Source organism: Nostoc paludosum FACHB-159 (assembly GCF_014698835.1).
Taxonomy (GTDB): domain Bacteria; phylum Cyanobacteriota; class Cyanobacteriia; order Cyanobacteriales; family Nostocaceae; genus Nostoc; species Nostoc paludosum.
In genome coordinates this window covers 362,242-384,156 of record NZ_JACJTU010000001.1, presented here as the reverse complement: position 1 = coordinate 384,156, position 21,915 = coordinate 362,242, and the positions used below count along the sequence as shown (strand labels likewise).

Below are 21,915 nucleotides of genomic sequence, written 5' to 3'. Positions count from 1 at the left end.
GTAGTTACACTATAAATTTACTTGAGCATTGGGCATGGGGCATTGGGCATTGGGCATTGGGCATTGTGCATTGGGCATTGGTTATTTCTTCCCCTGCTCCCCTGCTCCCCAGCCCCCCAGCCCCCCCTACCTCTACCACACTTTCCAAGGAGCCTGACCGCTATTCCACAGCCCCTCTAGGTGGTTTTTATCGCGTAAAGTATCCATTGGTTGCCAAAAACCATAGTGCTTGAAGGCAGATAGCTGTTCCATATAAGCTAACTTTTCTAATGGCTCTTGCTCCCACACGGTAGAATCATCAGCAATCAAGTTTATCACTTCTGGCTCTAATACGAAATAGCCCCCATTAATCCAAGCGCCATCGCCTTCAGGTTTTTCCCGAAAGTTAGTGATTTTAGTTTGCTCATATCCTAAGGAAATGGCACCAAAACGTCCTGCCGGTTGCACGGCTGTGAGTGTTGCTAAGGTGTTTTGTTGTTGATGAAATTTCACTAATTCGGTGATATTAATATCACTGACGCCATCACCATAAGTAAAGCAAAATGTTTCATTTCCCAGATGTTCGCTGATTCGTTTTAAACGTCCACCTGTCATTGTATTGTCGCCTGTATTTACTAAGGTGACACGCCAGGGTTCCGCATATCCGGAATGGACATTCATTTGGTTAAATCGCATGTCAAAAGTAACATCTGACATGTGTAAAAAGTAGTTAGCGAAATACTCTTTAATTATGTAACCTTTGTAACCACAACAAATGATGAAGTCATTAATGCCGTGGGCAGAGTAAGTCTTCATTATGTGCCACAGAATTGGCTTACCACCAATCTCAACCATCGGCTTGGGTCTGATACTAGTTTCTTCACTGAGGCGCGTACCAAGTCCTCCAGCCAAAATCACCGCTTTCATGCAATTACCTCGGAGATTTGTAGGGATATTATTTGTCTTTGTTGACATGAAGAGGATGCACTTATATGGAGAAAAATTGATTTCTGATTTGTTTTTCTCAGTCAATAATCTAACTGTATTTTTTTGCAAAATTATGAAGGAGATATAAATTAAAATCTTTTCTATATAAAGAATATCTATAGAGGAGAATTCAGTAGTCAGAATTCAGAATTCAGAATGGGCTTTGCCCCGCTGCGCTAACACAATTCAGAATGAATTAGGTAAGTATAAAATTACTCTTTTATTCTTTTTTAATAAATTATTTAATTAAATAAAAATGTTACACATATAACTATAGTAATCTGCTTTAATTTTTGAACTCCTACAGCGTAGGTATTAAATTATTGTAGGGGCGCACAGCTGTGCGCCCCTACAACAAATTGCTATGAAATTAACACTACCGAATCATAGTGAGATTTGATTTATTCAATCAAAATCAATAATATTCAACTAATACAGCAGCTTTCAATAATCCTGAAGTACACAATCTAAGTCTAGTACCTAAGCACAGAGATGATTCTAATTCTGACTACTGAATTCTGAATTCTGTTAGCGCAGCGGGGCAAAGCCCATTCTAAATTCTGAATTTAGTTGATTTTTTCTCCACTACTTGAGCCTTGGAATAAAGGATCGCATTTATTTTCGACAACTACACACATATTACTGAGTGCTTGCTGATAATTATCCATATCATCTTGCTCAAGAAAGATTTTAGCAGCTGTCTGTAAATCTGCGATCGCTCTTGTTTGGTTTTGGTTGGATTCACTACCACCATATTGGGCTAGCTCATAACGAACCATGCCTCGTTTGAGGAAGGCTTTTGCTAGTTTGGGGCTGATGGTTAAAGCTTGGTTAAAGTCAGCGATCGCTTGTCTATATTCTTCCTCATAATTGCTGCTATACTGGGCAATCTGATAGTAAACAACACCGCGCTGAAAATAAGCTTCTGCTTTAGATAAGTTCAGTTTGATTGCTTGAGTAAAATCGGCGATCGCTCTTTTGTAAACTTGTTGAGACTCGCCGCTATATTTAGCCATTTGGGCGCGGACAATACCGCGTCTAATATAAGCTTCAACTTCATTGGGTTCAAGTCCGATGGCGCGATTATAATCAGTCAGGGCTAGATTATATTCTGTATCCGGGTCGTTGCTATATTCAGCAAGCATAAACCGAGCATTTCCCCGATTTACTAAAGCTTTAATTTCGCTAGGCTTGATTTTCAGAGCTTGGGTATAATCTGAAACTGCTCCTTCATAATCTTTGAGATTATAACGGGCATTGCCACGATTTACGAGCGCTCTAGCATGTTTGGGTTCTTGTTCAATTGCTTGACTATAATTTGCAACTGCTTTTTCATAGTCTCGCTGTTTATAAGCAGTATGACCTTGTTGATAATAATCGGCGAAGCTGAGTTTATTAATTCCCTGACCAGATTTCAATGTTTGTTGAGTGTAAGCATTGTGAGAAACTAACGGCTCAGTAAATTTAATCATTAAGTCCGCAGATCCCAATAAAACTAAACCCAATAAGCAAAAACCAATGGGATACAAGTTTGATTTTTTGGAACGTTTATAATGCGAACCGGTTGGCGTCATGGGTTGCCAATAATTAGCCAGGTGTGGTGACATGGCTCGTTGTGGCAAACGCGGTGTTTGAGTGTGGCGCTTTTTGGGTTTGATTCGCGGTTGAAGATGTTCTCTGGCTTCTATGGCCCGATGTGATGGGAAAGGATCGCGGCCACCCAATCGCACGCTACGTTCGCACCAAGGACAAAGATTTAGGTGATTGTTGTAACGATGCTGAGGATTAGTAGTGCAAGTAATCAGGGAATCTTCGGCTTCGGCTATTGCACTAAGCCAAGTTTGGGCACTAGGACGCAGCTGTGGGTTGTTGTGGCCATCTTCAAAACAACGTAGAAATAGTTCTTGTAAGCTGGGATGAAGAATTTCCCAAGGAGGTGCGATGGGTGTAGGTAGGTAAGGTACGCGTCGCTTTTGGCTGTAAGTGAAATGACCGGCTGCGATGCGGGCTTCATAGGTTGGTGGCTCGATGGCGCCTTGAAAAATCCCCGAAAATGGGTGCGTACCTTCCATTAATAGTTGGAATACCAGTACCGCTAACCCGAATAAGTCGTGAGAAATTTCGCGATCGTGTTCCGCAAAAGTTTTATTTTGGAGTTCTGGTGGCGTAAACTCTGGTTTACCCACTGAGCAACGGTAAACAATGTCGGTGTCTGGGTTACGTACTTGGAAGGAGTCTGTATCTATCAAGGTCACCAGTGCTGTGTCACTGACGAGGATGTTGGACTCATTCACATCACCAATGCAATATCCGCTAGCGTGTAAAGCCGCAAAAGCCGCTGCCAAGTTCCGAGCCGTGCGGAGCAGGTACTGATAGTTGAATAGGGGGCAGTGTTGGCGACGGGTTCTGGGGTTATAAAAGTCAATGATTGGCCGCATTCCCTGAATGCGTGGCATTAAAAACCCCAGGATGCCGTTGCTACCATCTGCCGCGTGCAATAAATCCTCTGGCCAAGCAATGGAAATATGACCCAAACTAGCTGTGGGGTTTTCCGGCGGGTTAGCCAGCATTGCTTGGAGTTTTTCGGCATGGGCGCTGCTTGGCTTATGGTATATTTTGGCCACCAAGTTGTTATCGGATGGCACTGCATAAACACAAGCTTCACCGCCACGCCCCAAACTCATACTCAAATTGAGGATTTCTTTTTTAGGAGAACAACGTAGTACCTGCATAGTCAATTACCGCTAACGGGAGTATTTAAAATCTCAAACTTTTAAAGTTAATGCTTATGAGTTGTTGAATGCAGCTATTATCAGTGTCAAATCATCATCAGTGCGTTGGGCGATGCGCTCTGAGCGTAAAAATTTTACTAACTGCTCTTTTGCTGCTGTCTTATCCTCGGCATTGGCTACAAATTCAAACAGCGGAAAAAAGAACGGTTTATGAGGTTCCCCAACAACCATATTTAAAGCCAGCATTTGTAACCCGTCAGTAATTATACCAACATTTACTATGTCTGTACGCCATAATCTCATCTGTGCTGTATCTAAGGCAGTGGGCGAAGTCAAAAAAGTGGTTTCGTTGATGTATTCGCCGCTATCAGGCATAGTCAGTGCTAAAAGGTTACCCAGTCGGTCTTTGGCTACAGCCAACCCATCACCTATTTGGGCTACAGCTACAACGTCTGGTGTAGCAACCATAATAATTAAGGTAGTTGCTAATTCCGTAAGTTGTTTTTCACAAGCAACCGCCTCATTTTCTACAGCTTTTTTGGCAGCTAGTATGGCATCATTTAAGAGCGATCGCACATTAGCATCATTAGTCAAATTGTTTCGGGTCAGTCCTTTACTAGAAAGGTTTTCGATGGCTGTCTCCACAGCCAGCATCGCTCCCACTTTCCCCAGACTTGCAGAACCCGCGCCATCTGCCGCCGCTGCCACTAAAATGTTATCTGACAATATCTGCCAGTGATGAGCATCCTGACATAATTGCTTATTTCTTAAGTGACTTGTACCACATACTGACGCAGCCACTATCCGCCATTGAGCAATCTGTTTTGATATGTTCATAAGATTTTGTTCCAACAGCTAGCTGCCACCTTTGTAATTAAACAGTCCCCCAACCTATTGGCGGTAGTGCTACCTGTTCGTCCACCTGAGAATGCGAAACAGCTGACATACTAGCTGAGAGCCAAACAAACATCTCGATAAAGTTTAGCCCTTTGAGTTTCAGTGGAGTACGCACAGCTATTTGACTTAAGCGCGTCATATTCGCATTTTCTACCCCAACAGTAAAAAATGCTACTCGCTTACTGGCTTCATCACCTTGTAAGCGCTGGGCTGCTTGCTCTACTTCACGATCTAACTCACCTTGGGGTTCTCCGTCGGTAATCATAAATACCCAAGGACGGTAGTAAGCAATCCCATTGGCACGATACTGAGACTTTCTCTCTTGAATGATATCTAAAGCTTTATGAATTCCCGCACCCATCGTCGTCAATCCCTGAGCTGTTAAAATCGGCGGATTGAATTGATCGGCGGTTACAAAGTCTTGTACTACATTAATATTACTGTCAAAAGTGACGATCGCCACTTCCACTCGTCTAGCTGCCAAGGGATTTTTGATTAATTCATCCTTTAAACTGAGTAAACCCTGATTCAAAGCCTCAATGGGATCTCCTTGCATCGAGCCGGATGTATCTAGTAAGAGGACACACGGACAACGCGGTTCTGGGTTCTCTGCAAATTCTACAACTTCATCAAGTCTTAATGTGTCATGCATAACTTTTTGTGTTATGTTAAAATCCAAAGTTTTATTTTCCTGTTTTCAATGTATATGTTTGCTAGTCACTGACGCGACTACAGATATAGTATCTAGTGGTAGATGGCCTAATTGTCATCAAACAAATTATTTTCACCAACTTCTCTACATATTTCAGGAGAGATTCAGCGGCGTCTAGTTTTGCAAAAAAGAGTTTCTCAAAACTCAGCATTCCCTGTTGTAGTGTATCTACCAAAAATTTATATCTATCAAACCTACAGTACAATAAATACGTAGAATTTCCTACATAAGTTTTTAAAGATTTTATGTAGGACAATCCTTTCTTAATATAAAAGTAATTAAGCATAATTAAGTTCGGTTACTTTACAAGTGTGTCTGTGTAATTGTGAAAACTTCTAATCCAATTTACCTCACAAGGGAACTAGCATAACTAAAGATGTAGATGATTGCGGTCTTGAGTCAAGATTTATCAGTAGTAAGTCAAGTTAAAAATGGTCAACATGTACTGATATTCTATTTACAATTGGTCTTTACATTTGTTTATTTGTACCTACCTCAGTTAAAACAAAGCTGGAAACATAATCAAAGAGAAGTTGTTTAGTGCATAGTCTACATAATTAAACACAACTATTTATTTTTCAAACCTCCATAAAACGTATAAAATACAACTAAATATATTAGAATTTATAAATTTTAATATATTTACATATTTGAAATAAATAATTTCTGCATAAAGAAATATTACAAAGAAGAAAATACTTCATCGCTGATATTTGTAATTTACAAATGTTAGGTTGCTGATTCCGCAAAAAAGTAGAAAAAGTATGAATAATTCAGGTGTGTTCGCCAAACTACGTCCTTTAAATTTGTTAAGACAGTTATCTAATTGCTCCGACACTACTTGTTTACAAGCAGTAAGTAACTCAGTTTCGTGGTCGATTTACTTAGAACAAGGCAAAATAACTTACGCCACCCATTCGGTAGAACCCTTCGACCGACTAGAACGTCATTTGCGTCGCTTGGGCCATCAAATTCCACTACTTACCAACGAGGTTCGCGTTCAAGTTCGTTTGATGTTTGAACCTGACTCACACAGTCAGTTAACAGAACATGACACTCAATTGAGAAGCCAGCCTCCTGAATACCAAGCTATATACTGGCTCGTTAGTCAACAACATCTACATTCTACCCAAGCAGCAGCATTGATTCAAGAACTAGTCAAAGAAGTGATTGAATCATTTTTGCTCATCAAAGAAGGTAGTTATGAATTAACTGAACCTTTTAGTAGAATGCCAAAAATTTGCAGGTTCGATATAGAAAAAATTTTAGAACGTTGCCAAGCAAGATTAGAGAGTTGGCAGTCCTTTGCGCCGCAAATTTCTTCTCCATATCAACGTCCATATCTCTTGGCTAACAACCAATTTGAGCAAAAAGATTTACCAAACCTCCAGCCGAATTTAACTAACTGGATGAAGGGTTTTAGTATTTGTCATTTGGCTGCAATTTTAAATCAGGATGAAATTAAACTGGCTCGACAATTATACCCTTACATCATTCAAGGCGGAATTATCTTACATGAACCAGATCCACCATTTGATAAATTACCAAAAATATTTGAAGAAAAATCGCTTTCACAAAAATTGACTACAGATTTATTTGATACTAAAGAAGAAGTCAATACTTCTCTAGATATAGCCCAAGAGAATATCGGTACTGTTGAACAATTACCACAAATTTCCACTCCTCCAAAAGCGAACTTTCAAGAACCAACAATATCAAATAACATAAATTCTGCTTCCGAAAGAGTAACCGCCGCTACTGTAACTGCACAAAAAGTCCACAAAATTGTTTCTGTAGATGATAGTCCGACAATTCTCAAAGAAATTAGCCATTTTTTAGAAAATGAAAATTTTTCTGTAGTCACTATCAACGATCCATTAAAAGCCGTTTTGTCAATTATCAGGCACAAACCGGACTTAATTTTGTTGGATCTAAACATGGCAGGAATTGACGGTTATGAATTGTGTAGAATTATACGTAATAATTCAATGTTTAAACAGACTCCCATTATCTTTGTCACTGGTAACAAAGGAATTGTAGACAAAGTAAAAGCGAGATTAGTCGGGGCATCTGGATATCTAACGAAACCATTTACTCGTGCAGATTTACTGAAGATAGTTTTCATGCATTTAACTTAAATTCATGAATATACGGAGTTTTAACTAGTAGGAATAAATATGGCCAAAGTTTTAGTTGTGGAAGATACTCCTTCTGTGTTGGAGTTAATCAATAGTTTTTTAAGAGAAAGCGGACATACGGTGATTAAAGCTTACGATGCCAAAGATGGTATGAGTAAAGCTATTAATCACCAGCCAGATGCCATAATTACTGATGTGGTAATGCCAGAAGTTAGCGGGTTTGAATTTTGTCGCCAACTGAAAAGAAATCCAGCAACTAAAAAAGTACCTATTATTATTTGTAGTTCTAAAAATCAGCCGATTGACAGAATTTGGGGAATGCGACAAGGTGCAGATGTTTATTTAGCTAAACCTTTTACTAAACAGCAATTACTACATGCAGTTAAATCTCTTGTGGACGGAGGGGAATAGGGCATGGGGAGATGGGGGAGTGTGGGGAGTGTGGGAAGAGAGGGGAGTGTGGGAAGTGTGGGGAGTGTGGGGAGTGTGGGAAGAGAGGGGAGTGTGGGAAGTGTGGGGAGTGTGGGGAGTGTGGGGGGAAAGATTTCTTCCCCATCCTCCCACACCTCCCCATGCCCAATGCCCCATGCCCAATGCCCCATGCCCCATGCCCAGTTCCAGCCTATTGCCTGTTGCCTGCTGTGAATTGAGACTTTGGGATGGAGCGATAAACCAAAGATGAGGGGAAATCCAAGTTTTCCTGATTTGCTTGTTTTGTGGCTGTGGTAATCAAGTGATGGTGTGGTGACAGATGGCACACAGGATCGGTGGCAGTAGCATTATTAGTCAGAAGTAAGGCTTGGCAACGGCAACCACCGAAATCAACCTGGCGGCGATCGCAACTTTGGCAAGGCTCAGGCATCCATTCTGTGCCCCGGAAGCGATTAAAAGCAGGTGATTCAAACCAAATCCAATCTAGTGAATGGTTGCGGACGTTAGCAAATTCTAGTTCTGGAATAGAAGTGGCGGCTTGACAAGGTAACACATCGCCATTGGGAGCGACAACTAGAGCTAGATGACCCCAGCCACCCATACATGCTTTGGGATAATCTTCATAATAGTCTGGAAGCACGTATAAGATGCCCATTGGGCAGATGTTACGCTCTCTAGCGGCTGCTACTGCGGCATCTGCTCGTTTTAGCTGTTCGCGGGTGGGTAGTAAAACATCACGGTTGCGATATGCCCAGCCATAATACTGAGTGTTCGCTAATTCAACTCGGTCTGCTTTTAAAACCTCACATAGTTCTAAAATCTCCTCAATTCTGTCTAGGTTTTGCCGATGCAAAACAAAATTAAGTGTCAGCGGGAAACCTAAATCTTTTACTAATTTTGCTGCTTCTAGTTTTTGCTGAAAGCAGGGAGTTCCAGCAATATAGTCTGACTCAGCAGCACGACTATCTTGGATACTAATTTGTACGTGATCGAGTCCGGCATCACGCAACTGTGTAGCTCGTTGTGGAGTTAACAGGGTAGCAGCAGTAATCAAAGTGGTATATAGTTCGGCTTTGGCTGCTGCTGCCACAAATAATTCTAGGTCTTTTCGTAGCAGTGGTTCGCCGCCGGTCAAGCCAAGCTGTAACACACCCAAGTTTGAGGCTTGGTGAATTACTCGCAACCAATCCTCGGTAGAAAGTTCTTGACGATACTGGTTATCACCATAATTAAGCGGATTGGAGCAGTACGGACAACGCAGTGGGCAGCGATACGTTAATTCTGCAATTAAGCTTAAAGGTCTTGTCATACTAATTCGTAATTCGTAATTCGTAATTCGTAATTAATCAAGGAGTAAAATCTCCTGATAAATTGACTTTTACCTCCTGCCTGTTGCCTATTGCCTATTGCCTTCTACAATTAATAGTCCTCGTTTGCTAATTCGAGAGAGTAGATGGCGCACGTCCTCTAGCAGGTTTTCGCCCTGGTAGTGTTTTTCTAACTCTGTCGCGATCGCATTTAGAGTCCGCTCGCCATTACAAAGTGCCAGAATTGCCGCTGCTGTTGAGTTTAATTGTAGTGCCCCTTCTGGAACCAGGAGCCAATGCTGCTTTCTCACGTCATCCCAGCGTAAACGCACACCACGAACTAACCGCGGTCGAGCATGATTTTCTATAGTACTCATTTAATTCGTAATTAATGTGTTGGGCATTGGGCATACGGAGGTGTGGGAGGATGGGGAAGAAATCTTTCCCCCCACACTCCCCACACTCCCCACACTCCCCACACTCCCCCCTCTCCCCATCACCCCCCCAGTCCCTACCCCTCTTGAGGTCTAGTATCGCCCCGTTCGATCGCCTCTAACTGGCTCCACAATAAATTGCACTTGAATACTAAAGCTTGTACTGCTTTCTCCTGAGATTCACGAGTCCGACAGTGTTTGAGGACTTGCTTGAGGGCATATTGGGCATCTCTGGGGGCTTGGTAAAGACGCGCCCGGAAGTAGTCAAATCCGGCAGGATCGATCCAGGGGTAATGCTCTTCTAATGCAGCTAAGCGGACTCGAATTGCATCGGGGCCAAATAGTTCGGTTAGGGATGCAGCCACCGCCTCAATCCAGGGTCGAGTGCGACAAAAGTTAACGTAGGCATCCACAGCATATTGAACTCCTGGGAGAACGTGTTGGTCTTCTAAGAGTTCCTGACGAGACAATCCTACAGCTTTACCGAGTCTTAACCATGCTTCAATACCGCCTTGACTGTCGCCTTGACCGTCATGATCGATGATGCGTTGAATCCATTCGCGTCGCACTTCTAAATCAGGACAGTTTGACAAGATTGCAGCATCTTTCAGGGGAATACTTTTTTGATAGTAAAATCTATTTGCTACCCAGCGTCGGACTTCTGTTGGCGTTAAATCACCGCTGTTCATCCTCGCATGAAATGGATGCAGATGATGATAGCGGCGATGTTGCGATCGCAATACTGCCTCTAGTTCTGTCTGAGTCCAAGGGAGAGGTTCTTTAACTAATTCCAACACGCTTTTTCTTGCACCTCAAAATTACAATTCGATGGTCAAGCCATCGTAGCCAACTTCTATTCCTGCGGCTTCAACAATTTTGCGTTCTTCTGAATCAGGTAAAAGGATTGGGTTTGTGTTGTTGATGTGAACGAGAATTTTCCGGGGACGGCTCAAATTAGCAAGACTTTTTAAACTAACGTTCAAGGGTAAGTGTCCCATATCGCGGGCTTGTAGCTTTGATATTCCTAAAGCCAATAACTCGTCATTCTGCCAGCAAGTGCCATCTACTAAAATGCAGTCACTAGACTCAAATCGCTCTAGGATTTTTTCGTCAAGTTCGGCTAAACCTGGAGCATAAGTAGCAACTTTGCCAGTTGTGCGATCGCGAAATGTTAAACCGATAACCCAAACTCCATCTAAATTTGCCTTGTCGCGCATATATTTTGGTGGTTTAGCTGCTAGTGGAAAAACTTCCACCTCCAAACCATCTGCACCATTTAACCCCAGGTTTATAGGTACATGAGGTTCGAGTACAGACCATTCCACACCACAATAGCTGGCTAACGTAGACAGCAGGGGATAACCCTCTGTCAGAGCCATACGTACTGTTTGAGTACCGTAGACGCGGAGTTTTTCCGTAGATTCTCTCAGGATAACCAGTCCAGTAGTATGGTCAATCTCTGCATCAGTTAACAGAACACCAGCGATGGGGCTTGACCGAATTGTAGATGGTTGTCCTTCCCGTAATTTCTCTAACTGCGGACGTATATCTGGGGAGGCATTGACCAAAAACCAAGGCTGATTGTTTTTCCTCACCGCAATTGATGACTGGTTGAGCCAATTGACACCTGCGCGACTTGTGCGGACTGCTTGGCAATTGGGACAGTTACAATTCCATTGAGGAAAACCGCCACCTGCGGCAGTACCAAGAATTTTTAGGAACATAAAAACAAAAAGCAGGTAGAGGTTTTCATTGAGCAATTAGGCTTAGTTTTGACTATTATTGCCCATTGAGGATGTATGTCGTAATTTCCATACACAAGTCAAGCTCATCAAAATCTGGTTTTTCCCAATCAATGGCTGACTTAATATTTGGAGGAAGAAATGAGGTTCTAGCAGAGACATCCTCACTTAATTGTGAGCTATTGCTGTCTTGCTCTTGCATAGAGCGATCGTTGGTTTCGCGAATCATTAGGAACACCTATTAAAATCAATTTTTGATTTGGCCTACAATTAATTTTAGTAATTTTACTTACTATTTGTTTTAATTTGCTGGTTCCAAATCTGTTTGCTATAGACTAAACTGTGTTACACAAGAAGCACACAGTATTTTTACTGTTATTTTATTAAATTTTTATCGGGCGTAACAGTAATATCATCTATATAACTCATATTTGATTTCTGAAATACACGTAGGGTGCGTTACGCCAAAGGCTAACGCACCAGTTAACGATTTAGGTGCGTTAGGCTACGCCATAACACACCCTACAAATACTTAGATTTAGGTGCGTTAGGCTACGCCATAACACACCCTACAAATACTTAGATTTTTTCATAACTGAAATCGGACTCCTATATCTATCTATTTAGTAAGGTGAACGAGTTAATTACCTGCTGATATGCTCTCTCGTAAATAGCGTCATTATTGCCGTAACCAGTTTTGGATATTGTGATGGCAATAATTCGAGAGTTTTTTGGGTTGATAAAAGCGACATGTTCGTTTTCGTATAAGCCACTCGATTTAAATTTCAAACCTGTTTGCCCTGCAATTTTGGCAGTTTTGAATTCACGGGTTGCAGAAAATTCGTTATTTTTTTGAATCCACTTTTGCAAAGGTAATTTACTACGATTGTTATATACAGATACGCGTACATTCGCCGGGTATTCTGTACCACCTTCATATTCTCCGGCGCGGATTTTCTCGGCATGTTTGTGAGTCCAGATATCAATAGCAGCCAATGGAGAATTAACGTTATTGTTGGGAGTGGTTATTTTGTTATCTATTACAAAATCTTGGAGCGAGTAGCTAAACTGAAAACCAAAGCGATCGCTCTTATAAATACCGTGTTCTTTACGTGCAGGTTTGGGTGTAGACTTTTCTAATGAAACAACTTCTGCTGTAGCTGGGTTTGTCAAAGAAAAATTCATCTCTGTTTTGCAGGCGATTGTCGCTATTGCTAGCAAACCCATCATCATTGGATGTAAAATCCATTTTTTTACATTATATTTAACTTCCATGATTGGCTCCTGGGAACTTAATCTTTTAGGCTCTATAGCTTTAATAAATCCAACTTCTCAAAGACCATTTCCGCAATTTATTTTCTGGTTGCTGAAATCAACGTATTAGGATAGTCGGTCTAAAACTTTCAGGAGTTCCCTTTGAGTTAGCCTACTTAGTTAACTCAATTGTTTGTAATAGCTTACTGACTCCCAGACTTAACCGTTGAATCGTCGGTTCCGTGATGTAGGTGTAAAAGGCCAAGAAAAGATGAGCATGGGAGATTGTTCTGCTAGTCTGACGTAGTAGGATTGTTCAAGTGACAAGGCTATGACTTGCAGAGTGAATAGCGATCGCTCGCTAACAGACACTCTAAAATGAGAGCAAAAGACGATTCCTAAAACCAGCACACTCCATGCGTATTTCTCTAAATTGGCTGCGCGAACTAGTAGAGATAAAACTTAGTCCGGAAGAATTAGCCGAAACCCTCACAATGGCGGGGTTTGAAGTAGAAGATATTGAAGACCGCCGCACTTGGGCAAATGGCGTAGTTGTGGGGAGAGTGCTTGAGCGTCAACCACACCCCAATGCTGATAAATTAAGTGTTTGTCAAGTGGATATTGGCGCAGATGAGACTTTAAATATTGTCTGTGGCGCTGCTAATGTCAAGGCAGATATCTATGTGCCAGTAGCAACTACGGGTACTTACTTACCCAACATTGATTTAAAAATTAAACCCGCAAAACTGCGTGGTGTCCCCTCTCAGGGCATGATTTGTTCTTTAAAAGAACTCGGTTTGCCCACTGATGTAGACGGAATTTATATTTTTCCCCAAGAAAATTTAACCTTGGGTAGTGATGTGCGTCCGTTGTTGGGTTTAGATGATGTCATTTTAGACCTCACGGCAACTGCTAATCGTGCTGATGCGTTGAGTATGGTAGGTGTAGCCAGAGAAGTAGCAGCTTTAACTGGTGGAAAACTGAACATTCCTCAACCGAGTGAAGTGCAAATTGCCAAAAATGCAGGAAATTTAGCTTTAAAAATTGGTGATACCCAAGCTTGTCCTGCTTACATTGGTACAGTAATCGAACAAATTAAAATTGCGGCATCTCCCGAATGGTTGCAACAGCGTTTACGGGCTGCGGGAGTACGTCCGATAAATAATGTCGTGGACATTACTAACTACGTGTTGTTGGAATGGGGACAACCACTGCACGCCTTTGACCGCGATCGCCTAAAATCAGTTGCAAGCAGCGAAAGTTTAACCATCGGCGTCCGCTTCGCCACTGCTGGGGAATTCTTAAAAACCCTAGACGGACAAACTCGCACTTTAGCATCCCAAAATTTATTAATTACCGCCAACGAGAGACCCGTTGCCTTGGCAGGAGTCATGGGTGGAGAAGAAACCGAAGTCCATGAAGGTACCGAAAGTTTAGTTTTAGAAGCCGCTTTATTTGATTCCGTCGCAATACGCCGTTCTTCTCGCAGTGTTGGCTTAAGAAGTGAAGCTTCTGGAAGATACGAGAGAGGAGTTAACCGCGCCGAATTGGAAGTTGCAAATCGCCGCGCCTTGTCATTGATTAGCGAATTAGCTAGTGGAATTATTACTCACCAAGAAATCGCCGACACCCGCCCCGACCCATCTACCTGGAGTCGTTCCATTGCCCTGCGTTTAGATAGAGTAAATCAGGTACTAGGGCCAATCGATTTGGGAGAAGACACAGGAGAACTCCAAGAACAAGATGTTGAAAGGATTCTCACTGCATTAGGATGTCAGTTGACTCCTTCAGGTAATGCTTTAGAACAAAACAATACATCCCAAACCACATGGTCTGTTTCAGTACCACCCTATCGTTACCGCGACTTAGAACGGGAAATTGACTTAATTGAAGAAATCGCCCGTCTGTATGGATACAACAGATTTTGCGATACCTTACCAGAAAAAGCCGAAGCGGGTTATTTGCCTTTAGACCAAGAATTGATTCGCAAATTACGAGCTTTTCTGCGCGCAGAAGGGTTAACAGAATTAATTCATTATTCTTTAGTTAAACCAGGAGAAGACAGACAAATAGTATTAACAAACCCATTATTTGTAGAATATTCAGCCCTGCGAACCGATTTAATATCCGGGTTAATTGACGCCTATCAATATAATATAGAGCAGGGTAACGGCGCCCTCAACGGCTTTGAAATTGGGCAAATTTTCTGGCAAGAAGAAGACGGTTTGCAAGAAACAGAAGTCCTCGCTGGTATCATGGGAGGCGATCGCTTTATTGGGAAATGGTCAAAAGGCGGTCGAGAACAACCCTTGACTTGGTTTGAAGCCAAAGGCATTTTAGAAAGCGTATTTCGTCAACTTGGCTTGCAAGTAGAATATCAACCCGATCGCCGAGACGAACGCTTCCATCCCGGACGCACCGCTTCCCTATGGATTAGAGGTAGTAGACTGGGTATTTTTGGGCAAGTTCACCCCCAACTGCGACGCGAAAAAGGCTTACCAGATTCAGTTTATGTTTTCCAGCTAGATTTAAACGTACTTTTAATTTCTCTAGAGGAAGACGAAACTCTCAACCCCACATTTAATTCCTATTCCACCTATCCAGCAAGCGATCGCGACATCGCCTTTTTCGCACCCGTAAAAGTCTCAGTCGCGGAACTTGAAAAAGCAATTACCAAAGCTGGCAAAGATTTACTCGAATCAGTGGAATTGTTCGATGAATATCGTGGCGAAAACGTCCCCGAAGGCCAGCGCAGCCTAGCATTCCGCCTAATTTATCGGGCAAGCGATCGTACCCTCACCGAAGCTGAAGTCGAACCAGTACACAATAAAGTCCGCGAAGCCTTAGTGGAAAAATTCGGCGTCAACTTGAGGAGTTAGTCATTAGTTAGGAGTTAGGAGTTAGGAGTTATGAATTAATAATTCCTCACTCCCCAACCCACTGGTTCCAAAATCTAAAATCCAAAATCTCAAATCCAAAATTGTCTCAGTTATGCCTAAATATGTACTCTGGGGAACTTACTGCGAAGACGTTCTTGAAAAACGCGCCCCTCACCGTCAAGCGCATTTAGACGGATTAGCAAAACAGAAAGAATCCGGTGTGCTAATTACCATCGGCCCTACCAAAGATGTCACAAAAGTTTTTGGAATTTACGAAGCCGAAGATGAAGCTACTGTCCGCGACTTAATTGAAAACGATCCTTATTGGAAAAATGGCATCTGGACAGAATATTCTGTCCAAGAATGGATTCAAGCTTTTTGAATTGGGCATTGGGCATGGGAAAATGAGGCGGATAAACTAGAATGTTGAGCCTCAGAAGGTCAAAGTTGAGCCTCAGAAGGTCAACGTTGAGCCTCAGAAGGTCAAAGTTGAGCCTCAGAAGGTCAACGTTGAGCCTCAGAAGGTCAACGTTGAACCTCAGAAGGTCAACATTGAACCTCAGAAGGTCAAAGTTGAACCTCTGAACTTGAAACTTTCAGTTTTAACTCTCCCCATCTCCCCATACCCAATGCTCCATGCCCGATGGCCAATGCCCCATGCCCCATGCCCCATGCCCCATACCCATATATGAAAACTTGGCAGGCTGATTTTTATCGTCGTCCATCACCGGATGCATCTGGAAAAGCATTATGGGAGTTGTTGATTTGTGATGCAACTCGCAGTTTTGAATATGAAGCGACTTGTCTTCAGTCAGCAGCAAATTCTACTTGGGTTGCGACTCAACTTCAGCAAGCAGCTGGTGAAGAATTGCCAGATGTAATTCAAGTGTTTCGTCCTCAGTCTTTGAATTTAATTGAGGCGGCTGGACGTAGTTTAGGTATTCAAGTCGAACCGACTCGCCGCACTTTGGCGCTGAAACAGTGGTTACAGGAAAAGCAATATCCTTCAGTGCTGGATAAACCACCCCCAGCACCATTACCAGAAAACCTCTTGGGAGAACAATGGCGTTTTGCGACACTCCAGGCTGGCGAACTCGTGGATGCGTTTGCACAACGCCCCATTCCGATTTTGCACATACCAGAGTATCTCAAACCGATCAATTTAGGTTTGGCGTCAACGATCGCTGTTCCTGGTGTGATAATTTATGGTGGAAGGCGATCGATGCACTTAGCGCGGTGGTTACAGCAAGCCCGTCCTATAGAATTGACCTACATTTCAGGCGCACCAGATGGCTTAATATTAGAAGCAGGCTTAGTGGATAGATGGATTGTTGCGACATTTGAAGATCCAGAAGTTACCACAGCAGCCCAAACATATGAAAAACGAAAACAACAAAGCCAAGGATTACATTTTTTATTAGTCCAACCCGATGATTCTGGAATGACTTATAGCGGCTTTTGGTTATTACGGACAGAAAATTGATAATAACTTCCAAAAATATTTGTCTCCTGATTCCTCAGCCTTAAGCAAATGCAATTTTTTACAATAATTTAGTAGACTTCTTGCAAAAGTCCTGATTTTCGCCTTCTCCTTTGCGTCTTTGCGTCTTTGCGTGAGACCTCAAGATCCAGAGTATCAAACTGAAATTACTGCTTGGGATAGTGTTGTTGGAGATGGCATAACTATTTCTAATATTGCTTCCTGAGCTACAGCTTTAACTACATTAATACTTACAGAATTTCCCAGTTGATAATAAGCCTTATCATCATTATGATCAAGTATAAAACTATCAGGAAAACCTTGTAGTCTTGCAGCTTCTCGCGGAGTTAGTCGCCGCACTCTCTGATTGTGATAAACTCCCAATCTATTAGCATCACTAGCAACTAACGTTACTGAAATTTTATTTGGATCTACAAATTTATAAACTTCAAATGAAAAGTTACCTGATAGAGGTTTATATTTATCATTAATCAGTTTTAAATATTTTTTGTTAACCAGTGAATTCAAAATTTCTGCAACATTGGGATGTTCAAAAAAACTAGCTATTTGTTCCTGAGTTAATAATTTACCATCTTGCTCTTTTCCAAATTCTTTATTGCGCCTCTTTAAGATAAAACGGTTCATCAGTTCAATTTCTTCTTTACTACACTCGCCACGCAATCCTAAATCCCACGAGTGAATAGAGTTTCCACCCCGATAATCAATCAACCTAATGCCATGTAAGCGATTTAAATCGTTATTAAATGTTCGTTTCAACGCATTAACAAACTCTGGCGAACAATCATACTTTTCATCTGGGTTATTTTCTAAAATATCGCCAACAGTTACAGATTTGTTTAATGAGGAAAATAAAGATAACTGCTGAGGGTTATATGAATGAGAATCTTTTGGCCCTACGTCAGAAATTAATTCAAAAGTCGGAGAAGCATTTAAAATACCTACTAAATAAATACGGACACGATTTTGTGGTAAACCAAAGTTTGCACTGTTAAGTAAAAAGGCATCAAAGCTATAACCTCGTTTTTGAATTTCATGCTTAATCGTTGTCAGAGTTCGTCCTTTGTCGTGGCTATAAAGTCCTCGAACATTTTCAAAAATAAAAGCTTGTGGTTTATAGGTATCAATTAATCTTGTTATTTCAAAGAATAGTGTGCCTCGTGTATCGCCAAAGCCTTCTTTTTTGCCAGCATGAGAAAAAGACTGACAAGGAAACCCAGCTAATAAAAATTCGTGTTCTGGTAGTTTATCAATTAGTCGAATATCACCTAAGGGTATTTGACCAAAGTTTTTTTCATAAACTAATCGAGCATTTGGATTAATTTCGCTACTGAAAACGCATTCACTTTCTATATTTAAAGAATCAGCAGCTTGTTCAAAGGCTAACCTAATTCCCCCTATTCCGCAAAATAAATCAACAAACCGAATCTTCTGCATTTCCGTAGAATATAAATCATTCTAAGACAGTAGGACTTACGCAAAAACTCTCTGAAACTTTTATTTCTTTGTGTCCTTTGCGTCCTTTGCGGTTCGTTTTTTCATGATTTTGCGTAAGTCCTGGACAGAATATATTGTGTCTCTATATGTATAATATTTAATTAAATACCGTTGTAAATCACTTTGTCATTTTCTACTTTGATTGCACCCGCGCTTGCTTCACCATTGCAATCAAAGTTTGATGAGCATCTTCTGAATCTACTAAAACATGATCAAACTCAATACGAACTGGCACATCTTCCCCGTTTACTTTTGCTGTTAAATCCATGCCCTGTGCATCAATGGACAGCATTTGGGCTGCGATCGCATCTGTAATACCGCCAAAAGTTTTAGCATAAAGAACCACAGCATCACCATGATCTTCATTCATGTGGTTACAGATACGCGAACTAATTTCAGCAGAAAAATTGTTAGACATTGTGAGATAAAAATTTAGGTATACAGCAACACCTTAGATTCTAGGCTAACAACCTAGATGAATTTGACTGCTTTTTAAATTGTCACAAAAATCATAGACTATGTTGCGATCGCCAATCAAACTTATTTCTGACGGAATAATAATTAAATTAAAATTAAACTTTAAATTAAAATAAAGGCAATCCAGTGTTTTTACCTGTCATTGCGGAAACAAGACAGCTTAAACTGTAGCAGAAGTATTAGCGAAAGTTCCAAATTATTGTAGTCAAGAGACAATGAGCGAAACTAACCCCAGACGAATTGTAATTGGGGATGTACATGGTCACTATGAAGGTTTGATGATATTGTTGGAGGCCATCGCCCCCACATCAGACGATCGAGTCTATTTTCTGGGAGACTTAATCGATCGCGGCCCTCATAGCGCACAAGTAGTTAATTTTGTCAAGCGAAATAACTACTCATGTTTGCTGGGAAATCATGAGCAGATGTTATTAAGCATTCTCACTGATGAAAGGGCTTCTTCCCCAAGGATGCAAGCATGGCTATACAGTGGGGGGCAAGCGACTGTAGCCAGTTACCACGAGGCTACAATTCCAGATGACCATGTAGACTGGTTTAAGTCTTTACCTACATATATTGACTTGGGGGATATTTGGTTAACTCATGCTGGCGTTGACCCTTCTAAGCCAGTGATAGAACAAACAGCCGAGCAACTGTGCTGGATACGAGAAGAATTTCACAGCATTCCCAAGCCTTACTTCCCTGATAAGCAAATTATTATCGGTCACACCATTACCTTTACTCTACCAGGTGTTTCTCCTGGTCAACTGGCACAAGGGCAGGGATGGCTAGGCATAGATACTGGCGCTTATCATCCCCGGAGTGGATGGTTGACTGGACTAGATATTACAAACAATTTAGTTTATCAAGTTAACATTTTTAGAAATTATCTGCGTGCCCTACCCTTAAAAGATGCAGCGATCGCAATTGACCCAGCTAAAATCAAAGTTCATCGCCGGGATTAGGGATGAGGGAGATGAGGGAGACGCGGGGACGCGGGGACGCGGGGAAAAACTAATGCCCAATGCCCAATGCCCAATGCCTCATGCCCCATGCCCCATGCCCTTAACATTACGCCAAAGGTCGAATATTGGCTCTATAACTAGCACTATCTAATCCGTAAGTTCCATTACTAGGTTGGGACTCTATGGCACGTTTGAGGTTAGCAATGCGATCGCTCGTTCCGGGGTGCGTACTCAAAAATGTGGGAACAGAACCACCCTGTTTTAAAAGCTTTTGCATAAAAGAAACCATTGCAGACTGGGCATAACCAGCCCGTGTCAAAGTTTTTAATCCTCTTTTGTCAGCATCATATTCATCTTGACGACTGCGGGGACGATTCAAGGCAAGTTCTACACCAATATTGACAGCTGTGTTGCGATCTAAACCAGTCGCACTTGCTAAACCACTAGCGACCGCTTTTTGCCGCATCTGTTTAACCAAGTGTCTTCCACCAATGTGACCAATTTCATGGGCGATGACACTTGCCAGTTCTGCTTCATTATCTGCGGCTTTGAGCAAACCTGTGTTGACATATACATAGCCTCCCAACGTCGCAAAGGCATTAATCGTATTGTCTTCAACTACTTGGAAAGTATAGCTAAGATTGGGGCGATCGCTATTAGCCGCTAAGCGCCGACCAATTTGTTCTACATAGCTATTAACTCCAGCATTCTTGTAAAGCCGGACTTGACTCCCTATTATTTCCTGATTAATCTGCTTACCAATATCAGTTTCCTGGCGATCGGATATATTAGAAAGCTGAAGTACCTGGACTCCCTGCAATATCAGAGGCAAGAATTCTAAACTTCTTCCAGGCAAGGCTGTACCCAGGCACAGACTCAAAGCAACTACCACCGAAATTAGTGGATAAAACCAGCGACGCCGCCACATGCGGTAACTCACAACAAAACCTTTCCAATTCAACATAATCTGTACTGAAGATAATTTCGAGAGAACGTAAAATGATAAGACAAATTATGAGACGGATTTAGAGTATTCTAAGTTGCATTATTAGTTCAAAACCAAACGGATTGTTATACAGCTAATACTTACGCAAATCTACCGAAGTTTAGACGGCTAACGATTCCCTCTAGAGATAGGCTTAAACATTAGATTTTATCTCTTGGGTACATTAGTTCCAATACGCAAAAATTTTAAGGTTAGCTGCCGCAGCTCTAAACTTACAAACTCGTGATAAACTGTCCACCAGCCGATTTCAGTTATTACCAAATAGATAAAATTACCGTTCCCGTCGAAAAGATTCTTGCTACAATCAATTACTTCGCTATTACCTGGGAAAAGTTTTTATGGCTATTTTAGATTCAAAAGGTCGTTTGTTTGGCAAAATTAACCTCCTAGATTTAGGTGCTGCGCTGGTAATCCTGCTAGTTATATTTGGCATCTTTATTTTTCCTGGTACTTCTGGTTCTGTTGCCCAAGTTGGTGCCAAAACAGTACCCATAGAGGTAGATTTAGTAGTTCGTGGTTTAAATGTACGCGACCCAGAACAATTATTTGATAACGGATTAAAAAAAGGTGGTAAAACTAATGTGATTATCCGTAACCAACCTTATGGGCAGATTGAGATTAAATCAATTCAACAGCTACCAAGAACGGTCAATGTTTTCCAACCTGATGGAACTGTTAAAGAATTGCCAGATCCAAAAAGTAATAATTTTAGTACAGATTTTCTCTTAACTTTAGATGGCAAAGCCCAAGTAACTCAAAGCGGCCCTGTTCTTGGTAACAGTAAAGTTAAAATTGGAATGCCATTTGAGTTGGAAGGTTTTAACTACAATTTCAATGCTACTGTCATTGATGTCAGAATCAAAGACAAATAGTATTTGTAATAATTTAGAATTCAGAATTCAGAAGGGTTTGATACCAAACTTAATCAGTTAAAAAATTAATAAGTTGTAGCAAGTTTCATTTTCAAGTCCCACCCTTG

23 protein-coding genes are annotated in these 21,915 nt (G+C 41.5%); 8 read left to right on the top strand and 15 right to left on the bottom strand.

Translation table 11 applies throughout. The features are described 5' to 3' along the window. The first annotated feature begins 34 nt into the window (after positions 1 to 34). Positions 35 to 157, top strand: a complete 123-nt coding sequence (locus tag H6H03_RS41105; RefSeq protein ID WP_277926117.1) for a hypothetical protein — start codon at positions 35 to 37, stop codon at positions 155 to 157. On the opposite strand, the gene rfbF is transcribed toward H6H03_RS41105, so the two are convergent. From rfbF to H6H03_RS01625, 4 genes are all read right to left on the bottom strand, one after another. After that, complete coding sequence (gene rfbF, locus H6H03_RS01640) at positions 133 to 906, bottom strand: glucose-1-phosphate cytidylyltransferase (RefSeq protein ID WP_190953333.1); 774 nt, start codon at positions 904 to 906, stop codon at positions 133 to 135. The genes H6H03_RS41105 and rfbF overlap by 25 nt on opposite strands. Positions 907 to 1,532: 626 nt before the next feature. Next, complete coding sequence (locus H6H03_RS01635) at positions 1,533 to 3,698, bottom strand: tetratricopeptide repeat protein (protein WP_190953332.1); 2,166 nt, start codon at positions 3,696 to 3,698, stop codon at positions 1,533 to 1,535. A 54-nt stretch (positions 3,699 to 3,752) separates the two neighbouring features. Continuing rightward, positions 3,753 to 4,535 (bottom strand): PP2C family serine/threonine-protein phosphatase, encoded by a 783-nt coding sequence (locus H6H03_RS01630; protein WP_190953331.1) that lies wholly within the window; start codon positions 4,533 to 4,535, stop codon positions 3,753 to 3,755. Positions 4,536 to 4,572: 37 nt separating this feature from the next. Next, positions 4,573 to 5,247, bottom strand: a complete 675-nt coding sequence (locus H6H03_RS01625) for a vWA domain-containing protein (protein ID WP_190953330.1) — start codon at positions 5,245 to 5,247, stop codon at positions 4,573 to 4,575. Positions 5,248 to 6,071: 824 nt separating this feature from the next. On the opposite strand from H6H03_RS01625, the gene H6H03_RS01620 reads away from it, so the two are divergent. Both H6H03_RS01620 and H6H03_RS01615 read left to right on the top strand, forming a co-directional pair. Beyond that, positions 6,072 to 7,445 carry a response regulator gene (locus tag H6H03_RS01620; protein WP_190953329.1) on the top strand — a complete coding sequence of 458 codons (1,374 nt, stop codon included), beginning with the start codon at positions 6,072 to 6,074 and terminating at the stop codon, positions 7,443 to 7,445. A 39-nt stretch (positions 7,446 to 7,484) separates the two neighbouring features. Further along, complete coding sequence (locus tag H6H03_RS01615; protein WP_190953328.1) at positions 7,485 to 7,856, top strand: response regulator transcription factor; 372 nt, start codon at positions 7,485 to 7,487, stop codon at positions 7,854 to 7,856. Here the strand turns inward: H6H03_RS01615 and H6H03_RS01610 are convergent. The 8 genes from H6H03_RS01610 to H6H03_RS01575 all read right to left on the bottom strand — a co-directional run bounded on the left by H6H03_RS01610 (position 7,818) and on the right by H6H03_RS01575 (position 13,025). Further along, on the bottom strand, positions 7,818 to 8,054 hold the full coding sequence (locus H6H03_RS01610; protein WP_190953327.1) for a hypothetical protein: 237 nt from the start codon (positions 8,052 to 8,054) through the stop codon (positions 7,818 to 7,820). The two genes, H6H03_RS01615 and H6H03_RS01610, sit on opposite strands and share 39 nt — an antisense overlap. Positions 8,055 to 8,067: 13 nt before the next feature. After that, the gene (gene pqqE / locus H6H03_RS01605; protein ID WP_190953326.1) at positions 8,068 to 9,186 is read right to left on the bottom strand and encodes a pyrroloquinoline quinone biosynthesis protein PqqE; all 1,119 of its coding nucleotides are present in this window, start codon (positions 9,184 to 9,186) and stop codon (positions 8,068 to 8,070) included. An 87-nt stretch (positions 9,187 to 9,273) separates the two neighbouring features. Next, complete coding sequence (pqqD, locus tag H6H03_RS01600; protein WP_190953325.1) at positions 9,274 to 9,561, bottom strand: pyrroloquinoline quinone biosynthesis peptide chaperone PqqD; 288 nt, start codon at positions 9,559 to 9,561, stop codon at positions 9,274 to 9,276. A 134-nt stretch (positions 9,562 to 9,695) separates the two neighbouring features. Continuing rightward, positions 9,696 to 10,415 carry a pyrroloquinoline-quinone synthase PqqC gene (gene pqqC, locus H6H03_RS01595; RefSeq protein WP_190953324.1) on the bottom strand — a complete coding sequence of 240 codons (720 nt, stop codon included), beginning with the start codon at positions 10,413 to 10,415 and terminating at the stop codon, positions 9,696 to 9,698. A 21-nt stretch (positions 10,416 to 10,436) separates the two neighbouring features. Beyond that, positions 10,437 to 11,342 (bottom strand): pyrroloquinoline quinone biosynthesis protein PqqB, encoded by a 906-nt coding sequence (pqqB, locus tag H6H03_RS01590; protein WP_190953323.1) that lies wholly within the window; start codon positions 11,340 to 11,342, stop codon positions 10,437 to 10,439. A 55-nt stretch (positions 11,343 to 11,397) separates the two neighbouring features. Continuing rightward, positions 11,398 to 11,589 (bottom strand): pyrroloquinoline quinone precursor peptide PqqA, encoded by a 192-nt coding sequence (gene pqqA, locus H6H03_RS01585; RefSeq protein WP_096537521.1) that lies wholly within the window; start codon positions 11,587 to 11,589, stop codon positions 11,398 to 11,400. A 386-nt stretch (positions 11,590 to 11,975) separates the two neighbouring features. Beyond that, positions 11,976 to 12,635: a hypothetical protein gene (locus H6H03_RS01580; RefSeq protein ID WP_190953322.1), complete on the bottom strand. Its 660-nt coding sequence runs from the start codon at positions 12,633 to 12,635 to the stop codon at positions 11,976 to 11,978. Positions 12,636 to 12,833: 198 nt separating this feature from the next. After that, positions 12,834 to 13,025: a hypothetical protein gene (locus H6H03_RS01575; protein WP_190953321.1), complete on the bottom strand. Its 192-nt coding sequence runs from the start codon at positions 13,023 to 13,025 to the stop codon at positions 12,834 to 12,836. Positions 13,026 to 13,030: 5 nt separating this feature from the next. Between H6H03_RS01575 and pheT the strand changes: the two genes are divergently transcribed. The 3 genes from pheT to H6H03_RS01560 all read left to right on the top strand — a co-directional run bounded on the left by pheT (position 13,031) and on the right by H6H03_RS01560 (position 16,976). Then, positions 13,031 to 15,493: a phenylalanine--tRNA ligase subunit beta gene (gene pheT, locus H6H03_RS01570; protein WP_190953320.1), complete on the top strand. Its 2,463-nt coding sequence runs from the start codon at positions 13,031 to 13,033 to the stop codon at positions 15,491 to 15,493. A gap of 112 nt (positions 15,494 to 15,605) precedes the next feature. After that, positions 15,606 to 15,875 carry a YciI family protein gene (locus tag H6H03_RS01565; RefSeq protein WP_190953319.1) on the top strand — a complete coding sequence of 90 codons (270 nt, stop codon included), beginning with the start codon at positions 15,606 to 15,608 and terminating at the stop codon, positions 15,873 to 15,875. Between the two features lie 306 nt (positions 15,876 to 16,181). Further along, complete coding sequence (locus H6H03_RS01560; RefSeq protein ID WP_190953318.1) at positions 16,182 to 16,976, top strand: Tab2/Atab2 family RNA-binding protein; 795 nt, start codon at positions 16,182 to 16,184, stop codon at positions 16,974 to 16,976. A 153-nt stretch (positions 16,977 to 17,129) separates the two neighbouring features. On the opposite strand, the gene dcm is transcribed toward H6H03_RS01560, so the two are convergent. Both dcm and H6H03_RS01550 read right to left on the bottom strand, forming a co-directional pair. Further along, complete coding sequence (dcm, locus tag H6H03_RS01555; RefSeq protein ID WP_190953317.1) at positions 17,130 to 18,428, bottom strand: DNA (cytosine-5-)-methyltransferase; 1,299 nt, start codon at positions 18,426 to 18,428, stop codon at positions 17,130 to 17,132. A 193-nt stretch (positions 18,429 to 18,621) separates the two neighbouring features. Continuing rightward, positions 18,622 to 18,906 (bottom strand): DUF2470 domain-containing protein, encoded by a 285-nt coding sequence (locus tag H6H03_RS01550; RefSeq protein ID WP_190953316.1) that lies wholly within the window; start codon positions 18,904 to 18,906, stop codon positions 18,622 to 18,624. Between the two features lie 274 nt (positions 18,907 to 19,180). Between H6H03_RS01550 and H6H03_RS01545 the strand changes: the two genes are divergently transcribed. Next, the gene (locus H6H03_RS01545; protein WP_190953315.1) at positions 19,181 to 19,930 is read left to right on the top strand and encodes a metallophosphoesterase family protein; all 750 of its coding nucleotides are present in this window, start codon (positions 19,181 to 19,183) and stop codon (positions 19,928 to 19,930) included. A gap of 106 nt (positions 19,931 to 20,036) precedes the next feature. Here the strand turns inward: H6H03_RS01545 and H6H03_RS01540 are convergent, their stop codons facing one another. Then, positions 20,037 to 20,894 (bottom strand): M48 family metallopeptidase, encoded by an 858-nt coding sequence (locus H6H03_RS01540; protein WP_190953314.1) that lies wholly within the window; start codon positions 20,892 to 20,894, stop codon positions 20,037 to 20,039. Positions 20,895 to 21,274: 380 nt separating this feature from the next. On the opposite strand from H6H03_RS01540, the gene H6H03_RS01535 reads away from it, so the two are divergent. Continuing rightward, positions 21,275 to 21,808 (top strand): DUF4330 domain-containing protein, encoded by a 534-nt coding sequence (locus H6H03_RS01535; protein WP_190953313.1) that lies wholly within the window; start codon positions 21,275 to 21,277, stop codon positions 21,806 to 21,808. The last annotated feature ends 107 nt before the right edge of the window (positions 21,809 to 21,915 follow it).